At 73.8% G+C, this 18,965-nt stretch carries 16 protein-coding genes and 1 pseudogene; 10 read left to right on the top strand and 7 right to left on the bottom strand.

Translation table 11 applies throughout. The features are described from left to right. Nucleotides 1-67: 67 nt before the first annotated feature. Nucleotides 68-649: an HPP family protein gene (locus tag ACZ6RC_RS22125; RefSeq protein ID WP_469585866.1), complete on the bottom strand. Its 582-nt coding sequence runs from the start codon at nt 647-649 to the stop codon at nt 68-70. A 395-nt stretch (nt 650-1,044) separates the two neighbouring features. On the opposite strand from ACZ6RC_RS22125, the gene ACZ6RC_RS22120 reads away from it, so the two are divergent. From ACZ6RC_RS22120 to ACZ6RC_RS22110, 3 genes are all read left to right on the top strand, one after another. After that, the gene (locus tag ACZ6RC_RS22120) at nt 1,045-2,859 is read left to right on the top strand and encodes a PP2C family protein-serine/threonine phosphatase (protein ID WP_469586730.1); all 1,815 of its coding nucleotides are present in this window, start codon (nt 1,045-1,047) and stop codon (nt 2,857-2,859) included. A gap of 155 nt (nt 2,860-3,014) precedes the next feature. Next, nucleotides 3,015-4,205, top strand: a complete 1,191-nt coding sequence (locus ACZ6RC_RS22115; RefSeq protein WP_469585863.1) for a low temperature requirement protein A — start codon at nt 3,015-3,017, stop codon at nt 4,203-4,205. A 155-nt stretch (nt 4,206-4,360) separates the two neighbouring features. After that, nucleotides 4,361-4,567, top strand: a complete 207-nt coding sequence (locus tag ACZ6RC_RS22110) for a hypothetical protein (RefSeq protein WP_469585860.1) — start codon at nt 4,361-4,363, stop codon at nt 4,565-4,567. A 63-nt stretch (nt 4,568-4,630) separates the two neighbouring features. On the opposite strand, the gene ACZ6RC_RS22105 is transcribed toward ACZ6RC_RS22110, so the two are convergent. After that, on the bottom strand, nt 4,631-4,894 hold the full coding sequence (locus ACZ6RC_RS22105) for a hypothetical protein (protein ID WP_469585857.1): 264 nt from the start codon (nt 4,892-4,894) through the stop codon (nt 4,631-4,633). Nucleotides 4,895-5,023: 129 nt separating this feature from the next. After that, nucleotides 5,024-6,250, bottom strand: a complete 1,227-nt coding sequence (locus ACZ6RC_RS22100) for a hypothetical protein (RefSeq protein WP_469585854.1) — start codon at nt 6,248-6,250, stop codon at nt 5,024-5,026. A gap of 127 nt (nt 6,251-6,377) precedes the next feature. Here ACZ6RC_RS22100 and ACZ6RC_RS22095 point away from each other — a divergent pair, with 127 nt between their 5' ends. From ACZ6RC_RS22095 to ACZ6RC_RS22080, 4 genes are all read left to right on the top strand, one after another. After that, nucleotides 6,378-6,791, top strand: a complete 414-nt coding sequence (locus tag ACZ6RC_RS22095) for a hypothetical protein (protein ID WP_469585851.1) — start codon at nt 6,378-6,380, stop codon at nt 6,789-6,791. Between the two features lie 76 nt (nt 6,792-6,867). After that, nucleotides 6,868-7,635, top strand: a complete 768-nt coding sequence (locus ACZ6RC_RS22090) for a (Fe-S)-binding protein (protein WP_391132977.1) — start codon at nt 6,868-6,870, stop codon at nt 7,633-7,635. Then, nucleotides 7,632-9,281 (top strand): lactate utilization protein B, encoded by a 1,650-nt coding sequence (locus ACZ6RC_RS22085; protein WP_469585848.1) that lies wholly within the window; start codon nt 7,632-7,634, stop codon nt 9,279-9,281. Before ACZ6RC_RS22090 ends, ACZ6RC_RS22085 begins: the two co-directional genes overlap by 4 nt. Then, on the top strand, nt 9,278-9,910 hold the full coding sequence (locus ACZ6RC_RS22080) for a LutC/YkgG family protein (RefSeq protein WP_469585845.1): 633 nt from the start codon (nt 9,278-9,280) through the stop codon (nt 9,908-9,910). The genes ACZ6RC_RS22085 and ACZ6RC_RS22080 overlap by 4 nt, the downstream gene beginning before the upstream one ends. 91 nt (nt 9,911-10,001) lie before the next feature. Here ACZ6RC_RS22080 and ACZ6RC_RS22075 read toward each other — a convergent pair whose 3' ends face one another. Next, the gene (locus ACZ6RC_RS22075) at nt 10,002-10,517 is read right to left on the bottom strand and encodes an ATP-binding protein (RefSeq protein WP_469585841.1); all 516 of its coding nucleotides are present in this window, start codon (nt 10,515-10,517) and stop codon (nt 10,002-10,004) included. 223 nt (nt 10,518-10,740) lie between these two features. Continuing rightward, entirely contained in the window at nt 10,741-11,163 is a 423-nt protein-coding gene (locus ACZ6RC_RS22070; RefSeq protein ID WP_391132966.1) for an acyl-CoA thioesterase, read from the bottom strand. A gap of 180 nt (nt 11,164-11,343) precedes the next feature. On the opposite strand from ACZ6RC_RS22070, the gene ligA reads away from it, so the two are divergent. Continuing rightward, entirely contained in the window at nt 11,344-13,422 is a 2,079-nt protein-coding gene (ligA, locus tag ACZ6RC_RS22065; protein WP_469586727.1) for an NAD-dependent DNA ligase LigA, read from the top strand. A 163-nt stretch (nt 13,423-13,585) separates the two neighbouring features. Here the strand turns inward: ligA and ACZ6RC_RS22060 are convergent. Continuing rightward, nucleotides 13,586-14,179, bottom strand: a pseudogene (locus ACZ6RC_RS22060) (TetR/AcrR family transcriptional regulator); the annotation flags it as partial. 52 nt (nt 14,180-14,231) lie between these two features. Next, nucleotides 14,232-16,292 carry a galactose-binding domain-containing protein gene (locus tag ACZ6RC_RS22055; protein ID WP_469586724.1) on the bottom strand — a complete coding sequence of 687 codons (2,061 nt, stop codon included), beginning with the start codon at nt 16,290-16,292 and terminating at the stop codon, nt 14,232-14,234. A gap of 544 nt (nt 16,293-16,836) precedes the next feature. Between ACZ6RC_RS22055 and ACZ6RC_RS22050 the strand changes: the two genes are divergently transcribed. Then, nucleotides 16,837-18,273 carry a carotenoid oxygenase family protein gene (locus ACZ6RC_RS22050; protein ID WP_469585838.1) on the top strand — a complete coding sequence of 479 codons (1,437 nt, stop codon included), beginning with the start codon at nt 16,837-16,839 and terminating at the stop codon, nt 18,271-18,273. 136 nt (nt 18,274-18,409) lie between these two features. Continuing rightward, a complete protein-coding gene (locus tag ACZ6RC_RS22045) occupies nt 18,410-18,946 on the top strand; it encodes a hypothetical protein (protein ID WP_469585836.1) in 537 nt (178 codons plus the stop codon). Nucleotides 18,947-18,965 lie beyond the last annotated feature (19 nt).

The raw sequence follows: 18,965 nt of genomic DNA, 5'->3' as shown, positions 1-18,965 counted from the left end.
GCCCGTCGGGTACCCCCGCCGGCCGCCGTGACGCCTCCCGGCGGGCCCGTACGCGACCTCGGCCGGATCACCACCAGTAGGCGGGATACCTCGGCGCCCCGCGCCGGATCCGGGAGGCGGCGTACCCGGTCAGCACGAGCAGGACGGTGGAGCCGAACAGCAGGGGGACGAACCGGGCGGGCGCGGGCGTCTGCAGCACGATGACGACCGCGGAGGCGCAGGCGGGGGAGTGCGGGGTGCGGGCGACGGTGTTGAGCGCCAGCGTGACACCGGCCGCCACCGCCGCGGCCCAGGGGCTGCTCCCGGCCACCCCCAGGACGGCGAAGCCGGCGACGGCGCCGAAGAGGTGGCCGACCACCACGCTGCGCGGCTGCGCCAGGGGCAGGGCGGGCGCGCTGTGCACCAGGGCGGCGCTGGCGGCCAGGGGCGGTATCAGCACCGGTTCGTGGAGGGCGGCGCCGATCGCGACGAGCCCCAGCAGTACTGCCGTCGCGGCGCTGACGCTGTGGAAGGCGGCGGCCGGCGCGGGACGGGCGGGGGCGCGCCCCGACAGTCTCGGCCGCCGTGGCCGCGCGGCGGCGGACGGACCGGCGGACGGGCGCAGCTCGGACTCGGCGGAGTTGGGACGCGAGAGGGCGTCGATGCTCATGTGCGGTGTTTCCGGTAGGCGGCCGGCGGCCGGGCGGGGACGCGTGCGGTGACGTCGAGGTCGTACGGGTCTCTGTGATCGACAGCGGGCCCACCGTCGCGCCTCGCCCGATGCGGCGGCGCAACGCACACGACTCTAACCAGCGCCTTTGCGCTCCGACGACCCGGGGGGCGGCCCCGCGTCGCTCCTCCGGGAGAGGCGGGGCACGCCCTCGACACGCCCTCGGCAAGGCCGCGGGGCGGCCTGCACCGCGGTCGCCACCACGATCGGGTGCGTAAGGCGGTTTCGACGCGGTGTCGTGGGACAGTAGGCGTGTGCAGCCGGAGGTCGGGGTGGGTGGAGGCGCGGGCGTGGTGCGGGCGGCGGACGCTGAGGCGAACGCCGGCGGGGACGCGATGGCCGCCCCGGCCGGCGTCTTCGACGTGTTCGGCGGTCTGGAGGCCGCCGCCTACCTCGTGGACGACCAAGGGGTCATCGTCAGGGTGACCGCCCGGGCAGAGGCCCTCTTCGGGCGGCCCGCGGCCGGCCTCGTCGGCCAGGACGCCCACGCCCTGCTCCACCGGAACGACGACGGCCGCACGATGCCCCGCGCACAGTGCCCGATGATGCGCGCGTTCCTCGGGCGCGTCGTCGAACACGAGGAGCAGGGCTGGTTCGAACGGTCGGACGGCGAGCTGCTCCGCCTCTGGTGGCTGGTCGTCCCGTGCGTGCTCCCCGAGGGCGGGCGGGGCGCACTGATCGTCTTCGGCGAGTCGGCACCCGTCGACGCTCCCTGGGCGCCCGCGGGCGCTCCCACGGCCGGCGACCTCTCCGCCGCGGCCGACTCCTCCGCCCCCGCCGCTGCCGACTCCTCCGCTGCCCCGCCCGGCGTCTCCGCCGCCGCATCCGAGCCGTCCGGCGCCTCTCCCGCCGCCTCCTCCTCCGGGGCCCTGACGGAACTCGGCCGGCTCGCGCTGCTGGCCGAGACGACCACCCGTCTGACCTCCACGCTCGACATGGACGAGGCCCTGAAGCGGCTCGTCACCCTGCTCGTGCCCCGGCTGGCCGACTGGGTGGTCATCGACCTGCTGACCGAGGTCGGGGACGTACGCCGCACCTCCGTGGTCCACTACGAGGACGGCGGGCTGGTCCACCGGGAGGACCTGGAGCGCACGCTCCCGCCGGTGCCGCAGGAGTCGTCGATGCCGCTCTCCCGGGCTCTGCGCGGGGCCGCCTCGGCCCTGGCCGGGCCGGACACGTACAACGTGGCGGCCGACTCCGGTATCGCCGTCGAGCAGCAGCGCCTGTTCAAGGCCACCGGCATACACTCCGCGGCCATCGCGCCCGTCCGCACCCTGCGGGAGGTCCTCGGGGCCCTGACCCTCGGCCGCTCCGAGCGGACGGAGCCGTTCACCCCCGCGGACCTGTCCCTCCTGGAGGACATCACCCGCCGGGCCGGCCTCGCCCTGGACAACGCGCGTCTCTACCAGCGCCAGCGGCGGGTGGCCGAGACCATGCAGCGCCATCTGCTGCCGCACCTGCCCGCCGTGCCGGGCCTGCGGATGGCGGCCCGCTACCAGCCCGCGCCGCACGCCTCCCAGGTCGGCGGCGACTGGTACGACGCGTTCTCCCTGACCGACGGCGCGACGGCGCTGGTGATCGGCGATGTCGGCGGCCACGACCTGGACGCCGCCGCCGGCATGGCGCAACTGCGGAACATGCTCCGGGCGTTCACCTGGTCGCAGTCGGGCCCCCTGAGCCACGCGGTCCAGCGGCTCGACGAGGCGCTCGAACACATCGCGGAGGCCTCCACGGCCACTCTCGTCCTCGGCAGCGTCGAGCGCGACGAGGAGGGCGGCTGGCTGCTGCGGTGGACGAGCGCGGGTCACCCCCCGCCGCTCCTGGTGGCCCAGGACGGGAGCGCGCGCTTCCTCACCCCGGGCGGCGGCATCATGCTCGGCACCCGTACCCGCCTTCCCCGCGCCGACCATGTGGAGGTCCTGCCGCCCCGCTCGACGCTGCTGCTGTACACCGACGGCCTGATCGAGTCGCGCAGCCACACCCTCGACGACGGCCTGGACCGTCTCCGCCGCGAGGCGGCGGCCCTGGCCGGCCAGCCGCTGGACCCCTTCTGCGACACCCTCCTCGACCGCGTCAGACCCGCCGACAACGACGACGACGTGGCGATCCTGGCGCTCCGGATCCCCGAGGACGACCCCGGGCCGGCCTGACGGCCCCGGTCGCCCCACGGACGAGAGCCGCCCGGCACCGGACAGACTGGCACCGGACAGCACCTCTGACGGCACGCCTCTGACCCCCCGTCACGGATGCCGTGATGTGATGGCGAAATGTCCGCTCTTGCCCCTGATCCATGCAGGAGGGCCCGATGAGTGCCGCGGCGCCCCCCGCGCCCGCGCCTCAGGAACGGGCCCGCCATGCCGCATGGCTCGAGCTGTTCTTCGACCTCGTGTTCGTCGCGTTCGCCGCCCAGCTGTCGCACACCCTGCACGGAGACCCGGGCTGGCGGGACTTCGGGATCTTCCTGGCGCTGTACTTCCCGCCCTGGTGGATGTGGATCAACCTGACCGTCTCCGCCAACCTCTTCGAGACCGACAGCGCACGCCGTCGGTTGCTGATGCTCTTCGCGATGCTGTGCCTGGCCGTCATGGCCGCCGCCGTACCGAAGGCGGACGTCGACGGATCGCGGGCCGCCGCGTACGCGCTCGGCTACGCCGGAACCCGGCTCGTCCTGCTCGGCCTCTGGTGGCCCGCGACCCGCTACCCGGCGCCCCACCGCCTGCCGCGCTGGCGGCCGGTGACGTACTGCCTGGTGTCCGGTGTGCTGTGGGCCGCCTCGGTGGCCGTGCCCGGCGGGTGGCGGTACGTCCTGTGGGCGGTGCTGATCGTCGGCGAGCTGGGGCTGCTGCTGACCGCGCGCGGCAGGGTCATGCCGAGGCAGCTGCACACCGGTCATCTCATCGAGCGTGTCGGGCTGTTCGTCATCATCGTGCTGGGGGAGTCGGTGCTGGGTCTCGTCTCCTCCACCGACCACGTCTGGACGGCGTCGGCCGGAATCGTCGCCGTCCTCGGCTTCGTCCTGCTGGCGGCCCTGTGGTGGTCGTACTTCGACTTCGGGTCGGCCACGGCGGAACTGATGATCGGCTCGGCGGACCAGGCGCGCGCGTACGTCCTCATCCGCGATGTGGCGGCCTTCCTCCACTTCTTCGTGACCGCCGGGATCCTCTGCCTGGCGGCCGGCCTCGCCACCGCGGTCGAGGAGGCGGGCCACGCCCACCTGTCCACGGGCGCGGTGTGGGCCCTCGCCGGAGGTCTGGCCCTCTACCACGCGGCGCACGCCGTGATCGCCCTGCGCTTCGGCCGGCCCGTCCGCAGCGTCGCGGTATGGGCGACGCCCGGGATCGGCGTCCCGCTCCTCGTGGTGCTCCTCGCCGACCACCTGGCGCCGTGGCTCGCGGTGGCGGTGCTGACCGCGGAGGCGATCCTCCACCTGCTCTACGCGAGGAAACTCCTGCGCCGACGCCTCGCCCCCGGCTTCCTGACACCACGGGACCCTTGAGGGGCCGCACCGCCGGGCCGGGGGAAGCGTCGACACGGGCAGGGCCCGTCGGCCGCCGGTTCGGGAACACCAGGGTGATTCACCGCCGTACGGGCGGCGTGATGCGGGCAGATGTAAAGGAGCGGCCGATGGGCGGCCGGGCAGGAGGCGCAGCTATGGCACAGGCATCCGGACCCGTTTCGGCGGCGGACGCGGCCCGCTCGGCCCTGGAGGAGGTGTCCGACCCATCGGCGCGGGCGGTGGTGCTGGCGCTGCTGGCGGTCTGTGAGGAGCTGCGGGCGGTGTCCGAGCGGACGGGCAGCATGGACGCCCGCCTGGAGCAGGTGAACCAGTACCTCGGCGCCCTCGCCAACAAGCCCTGAGGAGCGCCGTGTCGGGGGCGGGCCGCTCGCCCGCTCCCGGTACGGCGTCGTGGGTTGTCGGTGTCACCGCTCCAGCAGGAGCGCCGCCACGACGACGCTCACCGAGGCCGCCGTGACCATGACGACCCGCAGGCCCGCCGCGGCGTCGCCGGTGAACAGCTCCGCCAGACGGAGCCGGGCCGCTCCCGGGCGGCCCGTGGCCGCGCCGCCGGCGGTGCCGTCCTCGGCCGGGGCGAGTGGCTCGGCGCAGTGGGCGCAGGGCGATCCGGCGCCCCTGAGCCAGTAGACACCGTCCATCACCGTGTGCTGAGTCGTACGAGTCCGCATGACCGGCCCAACTCCGCCGGGGCGGGCCGGGCAACGCGGGACGGTGTTCCGCCACCCAATCGCAACCTTCGCCCATACCCGCGGCATACCCCCTCCGCCGGGCGGCGGGCGGAGCGCGACCGGGGAGCCTCAGTCCTGCCAGTAGAACAGCAGGGTGGCGATGTCCAAGGGCTCGCGGTCGCCGAAGTAGTAGACGCCCAGGCCGGTTACGCGTACCGAGCCCGTGCCCTGGTCGATCCAGCGGAAGCCGGCTCCCTCCAGGGCCGCGCGGGCCCTCGGGGCGCCCTCGCCGGCACCGTCGTCGTGGCCGTCCCCGGTGGCGAAGCGGCCGAGCGTGCTGATGAGCACCCTGCCTTCGCCGCACTCGATCACGTGGTACGTCCCCTCGCCCTGCTGGTGGTGCTCCCCGGCGGAGACAGGGTGCCGCGGACTGAGGCCCGCCGCGGTCAGCGCGGTCCTGGCCCGGCGCAGCCGCTCCTCGCCGTCCTGTGGCAGCGGCGGGTCGGTGCAGAGCGCCTCGACGCGCCACCGGGGGTCGCTGTTGCGCTGGCAGCCCCCGGCGTAGGCGTGCACGATCGCGCGGCGCGGTTCCTCCTCCAGACCGGGCACGTCGACCCGGGGCCGCCCCAGCCCGTCGTACAGCGCCCGGGTCTCGGCCGCGTCCCCGGTCAGACGGTGCAGCGCGTACGCCGCCCAGAGCCGAGCCTCGGTCGTCGGCGCCCGGCCGGCGTAGTCGCGCAGCCGGTCCGCGTCCGACACCAGCGACTGCGCCAGCCAGGCGACACCGTGATCCGCGTCCGCCAGCGCGTCGGTCACGTCCTGCCCGGCGCGATGCCGCATGCGAAGCCGGAAGACGCGGTCCTCCGGCCGCTCGGCACCCACCCCGTCCAGGACCGCGTCGACGCCGTACCGCGCCACCAGCGCGTCGAGACCGGCCTCGCCGAGCGCCTGCATCCGAGGCCACGGCGAGGCCGCGAGCGCCGCCAACTCCGCCGTGGCCGTAGGGTCGCCGAGCAGACCGCGGGCCTTGAGGATCGCCTCGGGCATGCCGTACGACGACTCCCGCCGCCGGTCCTCGTGCACCAGCCACGGCAGGAGCTCCTCCCGGTCCGCCAGGAGGTCGAGCAGCGCGATGCGGACCTCCGCCACGTCCCCCGGGTCGCGGACGCGGCCGAGCAGACCGGCGACGGCCCGTTCCGGTACCCGCCCGGTGAGCGCGTGCACGCACGGCCTGCGCCGCCACCACGGGTGTGCCGGGTCGGCCACGTACCGCACCAGCTCGTCGGCGTCGTGCGCCCGCAGGGCGACGGCGTCCGCCCGGCCCGCCTCGGGCACCAGAGTCTCGATGGTCCGCATCCGGGGATGCTACCGGCGGTCCGGCGGCGGACAGGAGCGAGTTTTCCGGGACCGGCCGACGTACTCGGGTACGCGATGAGTATCCGCGCTCAGGACGGCGGCCGGGCGCCCCGGGCAGGGTGGAGCAATGAGACGACGACTGAACCTCGCTTCCGAGCCGGCGGCCGGCCTCCTGACGGCCGTGGTGGCGCTGGGGGCCTGGGCCGCCTGGCTGGGCTGGGACGGCCACCGTGACGTGCACCCGGACGGCTCGACGACCGGCCCGTACGAGGCGTGGCAGGTGGTCGGCCTGGTCCTGACCCTGCTGGTGCCGGTGTGCTGGGCGGCTTCCCGCCGGCACGTCGCCGCCGCCGTCCTCGGGACCACGGCCGGGCTGACCGTCGCCGCCTACGTCGACTGGTCGGACGACGCCAGCGGCCTCTTCGTCATCGGCGTGGGCATGGTCGCGGTGGGGAGCCTCGCGGTGACCGCGCTCGTCTCCACCGCGATCACCTCCCTCATGGGACGGAGGGAAAGCGCCGCGGGCCGGCGCGGCGCCTGACGCCCACCGCCCCGCGCCACGGCCCCCGCGGGCGACCCCAGTATGGTCGGACCACACTCCGCCCGAGGGGAACCGCATGCGCATCGGACTCTTCGCCACCTGCCTGGGAGACACCCTGTTCCCCGACGCGGTGCGGGCGACGGCCCTGCTCCTCAGCCGCCTCGGCCACGAACTCGTCTTCCCGCCCGATCAGACCTGCTGCGGCCAGATGCACCTCAACACCGGCTATCAGCGCGAACCGGTCCCGCTGATCAGGAACTACGCGGAACAGTTCGGCGACAGCGCCATCGACGCCGTCGTCATGCCCTCCGGCTCCTGCGCCGCCTGCGTCCGCCACCAGCACGCGCGCGTGGCGGAGCGTTACGGCGACGCGGCCCTGCGCGCCGGCGTCGCCGCGGTGCAGGACAAGACGTACGAACTGTCCGAGCTCCTGGTCGACGTGCTGGGCGTCGTCGACGTCGGCGCGTACTTCCCGCACCGCGTCACGTACCACCCCACCTGCCACTCGCTGCGGATGCTCCGCGTGGGCGAGAAACCCCTCCGCCTGCTGCGCGCCGTCGAGGGCATCGACCTCGTCGAACTCCCCGAGTCGGACGCCTGCTGCGGCTTCGGGGGCACCTTCGCCGTCAAGAACGCCGCCACCTCGTCCGCCATGCTCGCCGACAAACTCGCCCACCTGGCCTCCACCGGCGCGGCCGTGTGCACGGCGGGCGACTCCTCCTGCCTCCTGCACATCGGCGGCGGCCTCTCCAGGACCGGCTCCGCCACCCGCACCCTCCATCTCGCGCAGATCCTCGCCGCCACCCGCACCGCGCCGCACCCCCTGACGGAGGCCGCACGATGAGCAGCACGTTCCTCGGCATGCCGGCCGTGCCGCCCCGCTCCCCGTACGGCGAGGGCCACCTGCGCGGCGACCGGGCATTCCCCCGGGCCGCCGCCGACGGACTGGGCGACCGACAGTTGCGCGACAACCTCCACAAGGCGACACGGACGATCCGCGCCAAACGGCTCGCGGTCACCGCCGAACTGCCCGACTGGGAGGAGCTGCGCTCCGCGGGAGCGGCCCTCAAGGCCGAGGCCATGAGCCGACTGCCCGAACTCCTCGAACAGCTGGAGGCCACGGTCACCGCGGCCGGCGGCACCGTGCACTGGGCACGGGACGCCGCCGAGGCCAACGCCCTCGTCACCGAGCTGGTCACCGCCACCGGCAGCCGCGAGGTCATCAAGGTCAAGTCGATGGCCACCCAGGAGATCGGACTCAACGAGCACCTGGAGAGCCAGGGCATCACCGCCCACGAGACCGACCTCGCCGAACTGATCGTGCAGCTCGCCGACGACCGGCCCTCCCATATCCTCGTCCCCGCCATCCACCGCAACCGCGAGGAGATCCGCCGCATCTTCCTCGACCGGCTCCCCGGCGTGGACCCCGCCCTGACCTCCGTCCCCGCCGAACTGGCCGCCGCGGCCCGGGCGTACCTGCGCGAGAAGTTCATGACCGTGCCCGTCGCCGTCTCCGGCGCCAACTTCGGCGTCGCCGAGACCGGCACGCTGTCGGTGGTCGAGTCCGAGGGCAACGGCCGCATGTGCCTGACCCTCCCGAAGACGCTGATCACCGTCATGGGCATCGAGAAGGTGCTGCCCCGCTACGCCGACCTGGAGGTGTTCCTCCAACTGCTGCCCCGCTCCTCCACCGGCGAGCGGATGAACCCGTACACCACCTTGTGGACCGGGGTGACTCCCGGCGACGGACCGCAGGAGTTCCACCTCGTCCTCCTCGACAACGGACGCACCGCCGCGCTCGCCGACCCCCTCGGCCGCGAAGCCCTCCACTGCATCCGCTGCTCCGCCTGCCTCAACGTCTGCCCGGTCTACGAACGGGTCGGCGGACACGCGTACGGCTCCACCTACCCCGGCCCCATCGGCGCCGTCCTCACCCCGCAGCTCGCCGGCACCCATGCCGCGAAGAACGACCCCAACGCCTCCCTGCCGTACGCCTCCACGCTCTGCGGGGCCTGCTACGACGCCTGCCCCGTCAAGATCGACATCCCGTCGCTGCTGGTGGAACTCCGCCACCAGACCACCGAACGGACCGGCCGCGGCCCCGAACGGCTCGCCATGCGGGCGGCGGCCGCCGTCATGGGCCGCCCGAAGCTCTACACGGCCGCGCAGAAGGCCGCCGCGCTCGGGCGGCTCGCCGCCGGGCGGGACGGGACGATCTCCCGCCTCCCGCCCCCGCTGAACGGCTGGACCCGCAGCCGCGACGTCCCCGCCCCGCCCCGCCGGACCTTCCGCGACTGGTACGCCTCCGAGGAGGGCCGGCGCACCCTCGCGGAAGCCGCCGCCACCGCCGAACCCACGGGCCCCGTTGAGCCTCTGGGGCCCACGGAGCCCACAGGCCCCGCTGAACCCACGGGCCCCTCCGAACCCACTGAACCTACGGGCCCCGCCGAACCCACGGGCCCCGCCGGGACGCCCCGGGAGGAACGATGAACGCGCGCGAGACCGTGCTCGGCCGGGTCCGCGACGCCCTCCGCCTCGCGCCCCCTCACCCCGCGGTCGCCCCGCCGCGCGACTACCGCCGGGGCCGCACCCTGCCGGACGGCGAACGGTGCGAGCTCTTCGTCGACCGGCTCACCGACTACAAGGCACGGGTGCTTCTCGGCACCACCGACGAGACACCCACGATCCTCGCCGACGTCCTCACCCGCCTCGGTGCCCGGCGCGTCGGCGTCCCCGCCGGACTCGACCCCTCCTGGCTCGCGGAGTGGGAGGGCGAGGTCGTCACGGACAGCGCCGACGTGCCCGCCCCGCGGCTGGCGGACCTGGACGCGGTGGTGACGGCCTCGGCGGTGGGCTGCGCCGAGACGGGGACGATCTTCCTCGACGGTTCGGCCGACCAAGGCCGCCGCGCGCTGACCCTCGTCCCCGACGTGCACGTCTGCGTCGTGGACCTCTCGCGGATCGCCGTCGGCGTCCCGGAGGCTCTGGCCGGGCTCGTCCCCGAACGCCCGACGACGCTGGTCAGCGGACCGTCCGCCACCTCCGACATCGAGCTGGAACGCGTCGAAGGCGTCCACGGCCCGCGAACCCTGACCGTCCTCGTCCGCACGGACGCCTGAACAACGCGACCTGGCCCCGCCGGGGCCGGATGGGAACGACGGGGGCGGTGCCGGCGCCGTCTCTCGGGCGCGCCCCGACACGCCCCCCGCGTCACATGGTCGAGCCGCCGGGGCCGTCGTGGTGCCCGCCGATGCCTCCGGCTTCCTTCCCTTCATGCCGCGTCGCCCGGCCCTCGGGCGCGCCGTCTGCCCGGCGGTCCTCGGGCTCCGTCGAGGAGGACGGGCGGAAGCAGGCCGTCACCGTCTTGCCGTGCCGCTGGCACCGCATGACCCACTCGTCGGCGAGGGCCTGCACGATGCTCACGCCCCGGCCGGAGACCGCGCTGCTGTCGGGGTCGCGGGGCGGGGGGAGGGTCGGGTCCTCGTCGTGGACGCTGATGTGGAGGCAGTCGCCGTCCCAGGTCAGCACGAGCTGCGCGTCGCTGTGCGCGTGGATGTGGGCGTTGGTGAGCAGCTCCGAGACGGCCAGGACGACGGCGTCCACCGTCTCGGGCTCCTGGGCGGTCCAGGGCAGCGACGCCAGATGCCGCCGCGTCCACTGCCGGCCGGCCCGCACGCCCCCGGACACGGGGAACGAGTGCGCCCAACCCATCGCCTTGACTGTCACGTTCTTCACTCCCCATGAGCCCCCGGGGACGCCGGCCGCGTCCCCGTCGGTACGGAAGCCGGGTACCCGCCATTCGCGGCGGCAGGCGTCGTCCGCCGCCGCAGTCGCCCGCGACGTGCGGGTGGCGCCCCGGCCGCCTCCCGGTGACCGGTCCGTGGGCGGGTGACCGGTGGGGAGTCCACGGCCGGTCGCCCGCCCGTGGGGGAGTGCCGCGGGCCGGGTGTCAGAGGCCGAAGACCTCGGGGGAGTCGGCCAGCGTACGGAAGTGCGCGCGGGGATCCGTCACCAGCTTGCGCGCCTTCAGATCCAGCAGACCGCCGACACCCGTCACCTCGGCGGCCACGGTGCCGTCCGTCTTCCGGATCGTCTGCTCGATCCGGAAGGTTTTCCCCTCGCCCCAGAGGAACGCGCACGTCACGTCGACCTCGTCACCGGCCCGCAACTCCCGCTGATAGCGCACCGTCACTTCCAGGGCGACCGGCCCCACCCCCTGCTCCAGGAGATCCGCCTGCCGGATCCCGGCCTGCTGCAGGAGCGACCAGCGGGCGTGCTCGGCGTACTGCAGATAGACGGCCTGGTTCAGGTGGCCCTGGGTGTCGGTCTCGTATCCGCGTACGACGACGGGTACCGAGAATGGCTCTGCCACGGTCTTCCTCTCGACGACAGCACACAATGAGCGCTCGCTCGTCCAGGCAACCGCCTGGTGACACGCGGCATTCCACCACGCGCCGCGGCGCCGGGACCGCATCCGCACGCCCCTCCGCCCCACCCGGCCCTCCGGCGGACACGCATTGTCAGACCCCTGCGCAAAGATCGCCGTATGACGATGACCGCCGCACCCGCTGCCTCCCTCTCCGACCGCGCCGCCTACGACGAGGCCGTCGCGACGGCGCTCGCCGCGTCCCGTGCGTACTACGGCGACGGTGAGGCCGTCCTCGACGACGCCTCGTACGACGTGCTCGCGCGTCGGATCGCCGCGTACGAGAGCGAGAACCCCGGGCACCGGCGCCCGGACACGCCCACCGGCAAGGTCGGCGGCGGCGTCGCTCCGGCCGGCGACGTGGCCCACACGGTGCCCATGCTCTCCCTCGACAACGTCTTCGACGCCGAAGGGCTGGTGAAGTGGGGCGCCTCCCTGGCGCGGCGCATCGACGGCGCGGTTGAGGGCGGGTACGCGGTGGAGCCGAAGCTGGACGGCGCGGCGATCGCGGCGCGTTACCGCGAGGGGCGGCTGGTCCAGCTCGTCGGCCGCGGGGACGGCCGGCACGGGGAGGACCTCTCGCACGCCATCGGAGCCGTCGTCGGCCTGCCCGAGCGGCTGCCGACCGCCGCGACGGTGGAGATACGGGGCGAAGTGCTGCTGACCCGGGCGCAGTTCGAGCGGGCCAACGAGATCCGTACCGCGCACGGCGCGAAGGTCTTCTCCAACCCGCGCAACGGCACGGCCGGGACGCTGCGCGCCAAGGACCGTCCCTACGTCATCGAGACGACCTTCTTCGCCTACGGCGCGGTCGGCCTCGACGGCGTCGCCTTCGCGCGGGGCGAGACCCACGAGGACGTCATGGAGCGGGTCCGGCCCCTCGGCGTGCAGACGACCGCCGCGACCGAGGTCGGACTGCGGGTCTGCCGCACCCTCGACGAAGTCCAGGCCCGGGTCGAGGAGATCGGCCGGCTGCGCGCCGGACTGCCCTTCGGCATCGACGGCGTCGTGATCAAGGCCAACGCCCACGCCGAGCAGGAGGCGGCCGGTTTCGCCACCCGCCACCCGCACTGGGCGATCGCGTACAAGCTGCCCGCCGTCGAGGCGCAGACGAGGCTCCTGGCGGTCGAGTGGAACGTCGGCCGGACCGGCATCATCGCCCCGCGAGCCGTACTGGAGCCGGTGGAGGTCGACGGCAGCACCGTCCGGTACGCCACCCTGCACAACCCGGCGTTCATCCGCGACAGCGGCATGATGATCGGCGACACCGTCATGGTGTGGAAGGCCGGCGACATCATCCCCCGCATCGAGGCGCCGGTCGTGGCCCTCCGTACCGGCGAGGAGAGCGCGATCGTCTTCCCCGAGGCGTGCCCCACCTGCGGCGGCGAGATCGACACGTCCGGCGAGCGTTGGGAGTGCGCCGACGGCGCGGGCGGCGGCTGCGGCCTGGCGGCGGCCCTGCGGTACGCCGTCGGGCGCGACCAGCTCGACATCGACGGCCTCGGCGCCACCTTCATCGACGCGCTCGTCGAGTCCGGGGCGGTCGCCGACGTCGCCGACCTCTTCACGCTCACCCGGGAGCAGCTGGCCGAGGCGACCCGCAGCGAGAAGCGCGCGGACGCTCTCCTGGAGCACATCGCCCGGGCCGGAAAGAAGCCGCTGAACCGGGTGTTCTGCGCGCTCGGCATCGTGCGGACCGGCCGCACGCTCTCCCGTGAGATCGCCCGCCACTTCGTCACCATGGACGCGATACGCGCCGCCGACCCCGAGGCGCTCGCCCAGGTCAACAAGCTGCCCGGCGCCAACGCCCCGAAGATCGCCGCCCACATCGCCGCGATGGGGCCGGTGATCGACAAGCTCGTCGCCGCGGGGGTGAACATGACCGAACCCCTCGCCCCGGCCGGCGTCCCGGCAGCCGGCGGCGCGGAGGAGGGCGGTACGGAGGGCGGTGGCGCGCCGTTGCGGGGCGAGGTCGTGGTCGTCACCGGAGGCATGAACGGCCCGCTGGCCGGACGCAACCGCACCCAGATGAACGAGCTGATCGAGCGGGCCGGCGGCGCCTCGTCCGGCAGCGTGTCGAAGAAGACGACGATCCTCGTCGCGGGCGAGAGCGCCGGCTCAAAGCTCGCCAAGGCCGAGCAACTGGGCACGAGAATTCTGACGGAGCAGGAGTTCGCCGACCTCATAGCCGACCACCTGTCCTGACCCGCCGCCCGGGTGACCGGTCGGGCCCGGCCTACGCGTTCGTGCCCGCGCTCCCCCCGGAACCGGCGCCCCCGTCCGGACCGGCGCCTCCGTCCGCGCCCGCGTCGCCGTCGGGACCGCCGCCCCCGTCCGGGCCCGCGCCTCCGGCGGCCGACGGCGCCCCGTCGCGTACGAGCGCCGCGACCTGATCGGTGATCATGTCGAGGATCGTCTCCGACGCCTCCTCGTCCTGACCCAGGACGAGGAAGTTCAGCGTCAGACCGTCGGTCACGGAGGCCAGATAGCGGGCCAGCACGGGCACGGGCACGCGCGGTTCGAGCGACATGCTCGCGGTGAGCTCCTCGATCAGCCCGTGGTAGATCTCGGCGTACCGCTCGTGCTGGCGGCGGGCCAGCGGTTCGAACCCCGGCGTGCGCAGCGCGTACTGCGTGAGTTCGTACGTCAGCATGTGCTCACCCGGGTGGGCGCACACATGGTCCCAGTACGCCCCGAAACCCGCCCGGATCGTCTCGCGGAGCGTGGCACGCGGGCGCAGCGCCTCTTTCACGACGCCCACGTAGTGGTCGGTGATCGTCGTGATCACCGACTCCAGCAGCGCCTGCTTCGAGTCGAAGCAGTAGTGGAAGACGCTCAGCGAGACACCCGCCTCCGCGGCGATGGACCGGGTCGTCGTCCGGGGGACGCCGTCCCGGGTCATCGCGCGGATCGCCGCCTCCGTCAGCTGCCGGCGCCGGGTGGCCAGCGGCAGGCGGGTCATGGGGCCGTTCCCATCCGGTGGTTCCCTTTCCTCGCTCCGTCGCCCGGAGCCGTCAACTGCTGTAGACGCCGACCTCGTGCAGCGAGTAGCCCCAGCCCGTACCGCGCTGCACCCCCTGGATGCGTACATGACGGGCCGTGGTGCCGGGGAACTCGGCGATGTCGAGGCCCCCGTCGCCGGACGCGGTGGACCAGACGCTCCGCCAGGTCGCGCCGTCGTCGGAGACCTCGACGCGGTACGCCTTCCCGTACGCCTCCTCCCAGTCGAGCGTGACCCGCTTGACCAGCCGGGGAGCCCCCAGGTCGATCCGCAGCCACTGGGCGTCGTTCCACTCGCTCGCCCAGCGGGTGCCCCGGTCGCCGTCCACGGCCCGGCCGGGCACGTAGGAGACGAACGGGTTCCACCACTGGGTCGTCGACGCCGACGCCGGGGCGTGCGACGCCAGGTTCACGCCGGCGCGGTGCCGCTCGGACCCGCCCCAGGTGTCGAGGTAGGACTCGGCCCCGCGGAACAGGTCGTCCACGAGGCCCTGGCCGCCGACCAGCCGGACGTCCTCGATCCAGTCCGGGACCAGGCCGTAGTGCGAGGCCCCGTCGGCGTTGACGTCCCAGGTCCGCTGACCCGTGGTCTGCCGGTCGACGACCGAGCCTCCGTCGGTCGTGCGGAACGGGTACCGGACCGGGTTGGGCGTGTCCGTACCGCGCGGTCCCGGCCAGCCGCCGACCCCGTTCATGTCGGTGCCGTAGCCGTACCCCACGCCGTACTTCTCGCGCAGGGCGTCCGTACGCTTCGCCTCGGAGCTGAACCCCTCGGCGCCGTGCATGTACTGGGCGATGAACCCGCCCAGGCCGTAGACCCGCTCGGTCCAGTCGAGGTCCATCCAGCTGTGCGAGGAGATGACGCCCGGGTACTTCTCCGACTCCAAGACGTCCAGCGCCCGCCCCGCGGCCTTGACGCTCATGTGGTCGATCTCGAGCATCATCTTGCGTTGCATCATGCCCCGCACGGCGTACTCGCCCAGGTCGGTCAGGCCCCGGGTGTTGCACCGCGCGTCCGACGCGTAGGAGGGGAGCGTCACGCCCGCCGGCAGCTCCTTCTGCGCCGCGGGCGCCGCGGCGAGGCCGATCGGGTTGTCGTGCTGCGGGCCGGTGCACTTCTCGGTCTTCCAGAACGTGCCGGTCGACAGGAACTGCCCGACGTTGATCGCGGTGCCGAGCGCCCCCTCGTCGAAGCGGACCCCGCACAGCGCGTTGTCGAACTTGTGGCAGAGGAACATGCTGCGGACGCCGATCCGGTGCAGTTCGTCGAGCCCCCGGTCGATGTCGGCGCGGTCGCACTGCGCGATGTCCAGGATCTGCTTGCAGCCGAAGGGCTCGGACGTCTCCACGCCGAGGACGACCGCCAGCTTGCCCTGCTCGATCACCTGCCGGGCCTGGGCGCTGTCGGTGACGATCCGGAACCAGCCCTTGCCGGGACCGCCGAACATCCGGTCGACGTAGTCCTGCATCTCGTACGTCTTCCGCGCCTGCAGGCGGATGGAGGTCATCTCGTCGCAGCCGCGGTCCTTGAAGAAGTAGACCGAGCAGATGACGCCGTTGGTGACGAGGTCGTTGACGAGGACGCGCTGACCGCCGCGCCAGGCCCGCTCGATCCACGCGTAATAGTTCTGCTGGTGGGTCAGCGAGTCGTGCGCCGGCCAATCCTTGAACGTCGGCCAGCCGTCCGGGTCGTGCCGGCCGTCACCGCCCTTGGTGATGAAGTCGAAGACCGCGAGCGAACCGTCCGGGTAGTGCTCGGGGCAGTCCTTGAGCGCGTCGGTCACACCCAGTTCGGAGAAGGGCTTGCCGCAGATCAGGCGCCCGCCGAAGGCCTCGTTGGACATGATGTGGTTGTGCGCGTCGACGAACCCGCGCACCTCGCCGCGGGCGTCGGTGCCCTTGAAGGGCTCACCCGTCACATTGACCGCCGAGTCGGGTGTCGGCCGGGCGGTGGGGTTCCACCAGGACGTATCGGCCGCGGAACCGGGCGCGGGGCCGAGCAGCACGGCCACCGTCGCGAGGAGCAGGGACAGGACCGCCAGCAGATTGCGCCTGCTGTGCGTGGTTCGCGTCATGGACATTCACTCACGTCCTCGGTGGGGGAGCGGGACGGCACGGTGCGTACGGATTGTCATGCTCCGCGCGAAAAGGTGTGTCGAGAATCCCGACTGCCGCAACCCGAGTCAAGAGTCCGGGACGGATGACCTGATGACCGCCGCCCCCGGGCCGTGGCGGACCTGCTCGACGCCGCTCGCGGCCGTCAACTCATGGAGGTTCCCGGTAGGTTCGGGTGAGGACGTGGAGGCGTCCGAGGGCAGGGGAACGAGACCGGAGGCGGTCGAGCGGACGACGCACGAGCGATACCGCGATCCGCGCGCGGTCAGAGCCGTGCTGCGGCAAAGCGGGGGCGCCTGCGAGAGAGCCCCATCGTGCGGCGCTCGGCGAGTAGCCGCGGGCACCCCGGCTACCCGGCACCTGTCCCCCGGCACCCCCGACCCCCTGCGCCCCCGACACCTGGCACCCCCGCCCGGACCGCGTTTCACTGGAAGGTGCCGTATATGCGTGCCGCTGAGGACCGCCGCACCCGCGGGAGCCGTCGGGCGCACGCCGGGAGGTCTCGTGAACACGCAATCCCCACCCCGCTTCGATCCCACCCGCGTCCCTCACCTGCTGGGTTCGTTCGCACCGGTGACCGAGGAGGTCGATGTCGCCGACCTGGAAGTGACCGGCGAGATTCCGGCCGCCCTGGACGGGCTGTACCTCCGCAACGGCCCCAATCCCCGCTTCACGCCCATCGGCTCGTACCTTTATCCCATCGACGGCGACGGCATGCTGCACGGCGTCTGGCTCTCCGAGGGCCGCGCCCGTTACCGCAACCGCTTCGTACGGACCCCCGCGCTGGAGGCCGAGGAGCGGGCCGGGCGCGCCCTGTGGGGCGGCCTGGAGTCGATGATCACGCCGGACGCCGACGAGGTCGGACCGAAGCTCGCGGGCACCTTCCGCGACCTGCCCGACATCAACGTCGTACGCCACGGAGGCCGGATGCTGGCCCTCGCCGAGTCGGCCTGCCCCTTCCGCATCGACGGCACCCTGGCGACCCTCGGCCCCGACGACTTCGGCGGAGCCCTGCCGGCGGGCATCACCGCGCACCCCAAGATCGATCCCGCCACGGGGGAGATGGTCGTCTTCTGCTACGCCCTGGAGCCGCCCTACCTGACCTGGTCGGTCATCGCCCGTGACGGCACCGTCAGCCGCGGGCCCACGCCCGTCGACGGCGTGGACGAACCGATGATGATCCACGACATGGCGCTGACCGACCGCTACGCCGTCCTCGTCCTCGCCCCCGCCTTCTTCGACCTGGGCGCGGCCATGGCCGGCGGCTCGTTCCTCGCCTGGCGGCCCGAGCACGGCACCCGCGTGGCCCTGATCCCGCGCGACGGGAGCCCGCCGCGCTGGGCGAGCGACGACGCGTTCTGGCTCTGGCACACGGTGAACGCGTACGACGACGGCCCGGGCGAGGACGCCTCGGTCGTCCTTGACTACGTGCAGTGGTCCCGGCTGACCGTGGGCGGCAGCGCCGCAAGGGAGGAGGGACCGGCGAGCGGCGGCCTGGTACGGGCGCGCATCGACCCGGTGGCCGGCCGCATGGCCCGCACTCCGCTGGACGATGCCCGGGTCGAGTTCCCGAGGGTCGACGACCGGCTCATCGGCCGCCGCCACCGCCATGCCGCGCTGGCGACCGACACCGGCCAGGCGGACCTGCTGCCGGGGGAGTACGACGCGGTGCGCTGGTTCGACACCGAGACCGGAGCCACCCGCGTCTGGTCGGCCGGCACCCTCTCGGTCGGCGAACCGGTCTTCGCCCCGGAACCCGGCCGGGACTCCGAGGAGCACGGCTACTGGCTGACCTTCGCCACCGACCGCACCGACGGTTCCAGCTGGTTCCTGGTGATCCCCGCCGAGGACCCGGCCTCCGGCCCGGTCGCCCGCGCCCGCGTCCCCGTCCGGGTCCCCCTCGGGCTGCACGGCTGCTGGCTGCCGACGGACGGGGGGTGAGGGGCCCGCCGCATCCTCGCGCCACCAGCCTGCGGCGGCCGCCCGCGCACCCCGGCTGACCTGGGGCGTTCACTCGTCCCGGTGGACCTTCGCGCGCCACCGCCCGGCCCGGACCCCGGTCCGGCACGGTGACCCCATGCACTCCCGTCACCCCGCCGTCCCGCTGCTCCTCGCCGCGCTCCTGCTCTCCACCGGATGCGTCGCCGTCCCGCACCACCCGCCGCGGGCCGCCCCGCCGACCGGCCTGGCGCCCGCCGCCGTACGCCCACCGGTCCCGCTTCCCGAGCACCCCGCCCCCACCCCGCCGCCGCCCGTGGAGACCCTCGCGGCCACCGAACCCGACGACCACCGCGCCGAAGGGCGGACCACCAGGACCACCACGACCGCCCGGACCGCCGACGCCGAACGGAAGGAACGGCGGACCGGAGGCACGCACCAGAGCCGCCCGCGCCCATACGACGCCCAGGCCCCCTCCTCGTCCGGCATGCGCGCCGACCGCCCGCCCGCCGCCGCGCCGAAGAAGAAGCAGAAGCGGCGCCGCTCCGTCCAGCCCCCGAAGAGCACCCCCCGCCGCCCCGCCGCCGACCTCCGGTCGCTCTGCCGCCAGGCCGGACCCTCGGGGGCCGTACCGCCGAGCGTCGTCGGCCTCTGCCGCGACATGTACGGCTCCTGAGCCGGCGCCACGACTCGCG

This window comes from Streptomyces sp. NPDC048353 (assembly GCF_055587165.1).
The sequence above is the reverse complement of the archived record's forward strand: the minus strand, read 5'-3'. Positions and strand labels throughout refer to the sequence as shown.

Bases quoted from the DNA above. Each gene is read 5' to 3' on its own strand.
- ACZ6RC_RS22125 (WP_469585866.1), bottom strand. From the start codon at position 649: ATGAGCATCGACGCCCTCTCGCGTCCCAACTCCGCCGAGTCCGAGCTG.
- ACZ6RC_RS22120 (WP_469586730.1), top strand. From the start codon at position 1,045: ATGGCCGCCCCGGCCGGCGTCTTCGACGTGTTCGGCGGTCTGGAGGCC.
- ACZ6RC_RS22115 (WP_469585863.1), top strand. From the start codon at position 3,015: ATGAGTGCCGCGGCGCCCCCCGCGCCCGCGCCTCAGGAACGGGCCCGC.
- ACZ6RC_RS22110 (WP_469585860.1), top strand. From the start codon at position 4,361: ATGGCACAGGCATCCGGACCCGTTTCGGCGGCGGACGCGGCCCGCTCG.
- ACZ6RC_RS22105 (WP_469585857.1), bottom strand. From the start codon at position 4,894: ATGCGGACTCGTACGACTCAGCACACGGTGATGGACGGTGTCTACTGG.
- ACZ6RC_RS22100 (WP_469585854.1), bottom strand. From the start codon at position 6,250: ATGCGGACCATCGAGACTCTGGTGCCCGAGGCGGGCCGGGCGGACGCC.
- ACZ6RC_RS22095 (WP_469585851.1), top strand. From the start codon at position 6,378: ATGAGACGACGACTGAACCTCGCTTCCGAGCCGGCGGCCGGCCTCCTG.
- ACZ6RC_RS22090 (WP_391132977.1), top strand. From the start codon at position 6,868: ATGCGCATCGGACTCTTCGCCACCTGCCTGGGAGACACCCTGTTCCCC.
- ACZ6RC_RS22085 (WP_469585848.1), top strand. From the start codon at position 7,632: ATGAGCAGCACGTTCCTCGGCATGCCGGCCGTGCCGCCCCGCTCCCCG.
- ACZ6RC_RS22080 (WP_469585845.1), top strand. From the start codon at position 9,278: ATGAACGCGCGCGAGACCGTGCTCGGCCGGGTCCGCGACGCCCTCCGC.
- ligA (WP_469586727.1), top strand. From the start codon at position 11,344: ATGACCGCCGCACCCGCTGCCTCCCTCTCCGACCGCGCCGCCTACGAC.
- ACZ6RC_RS22055 (WP_469586724.1), bottom strand. From the start codon at position 16,292: ATGACGCGAACCACGCACAGCAGGCGCAATCTGCTGGCGGTCCTGTCC.
- ACZ6RC_RS22045 (WP_469585836.1), top strand. From the start codon at position 18,410: ATGCACTCCCGTCACCCCGCCGTCCCGCTGCTCCTCGCCGCGCTCCTG.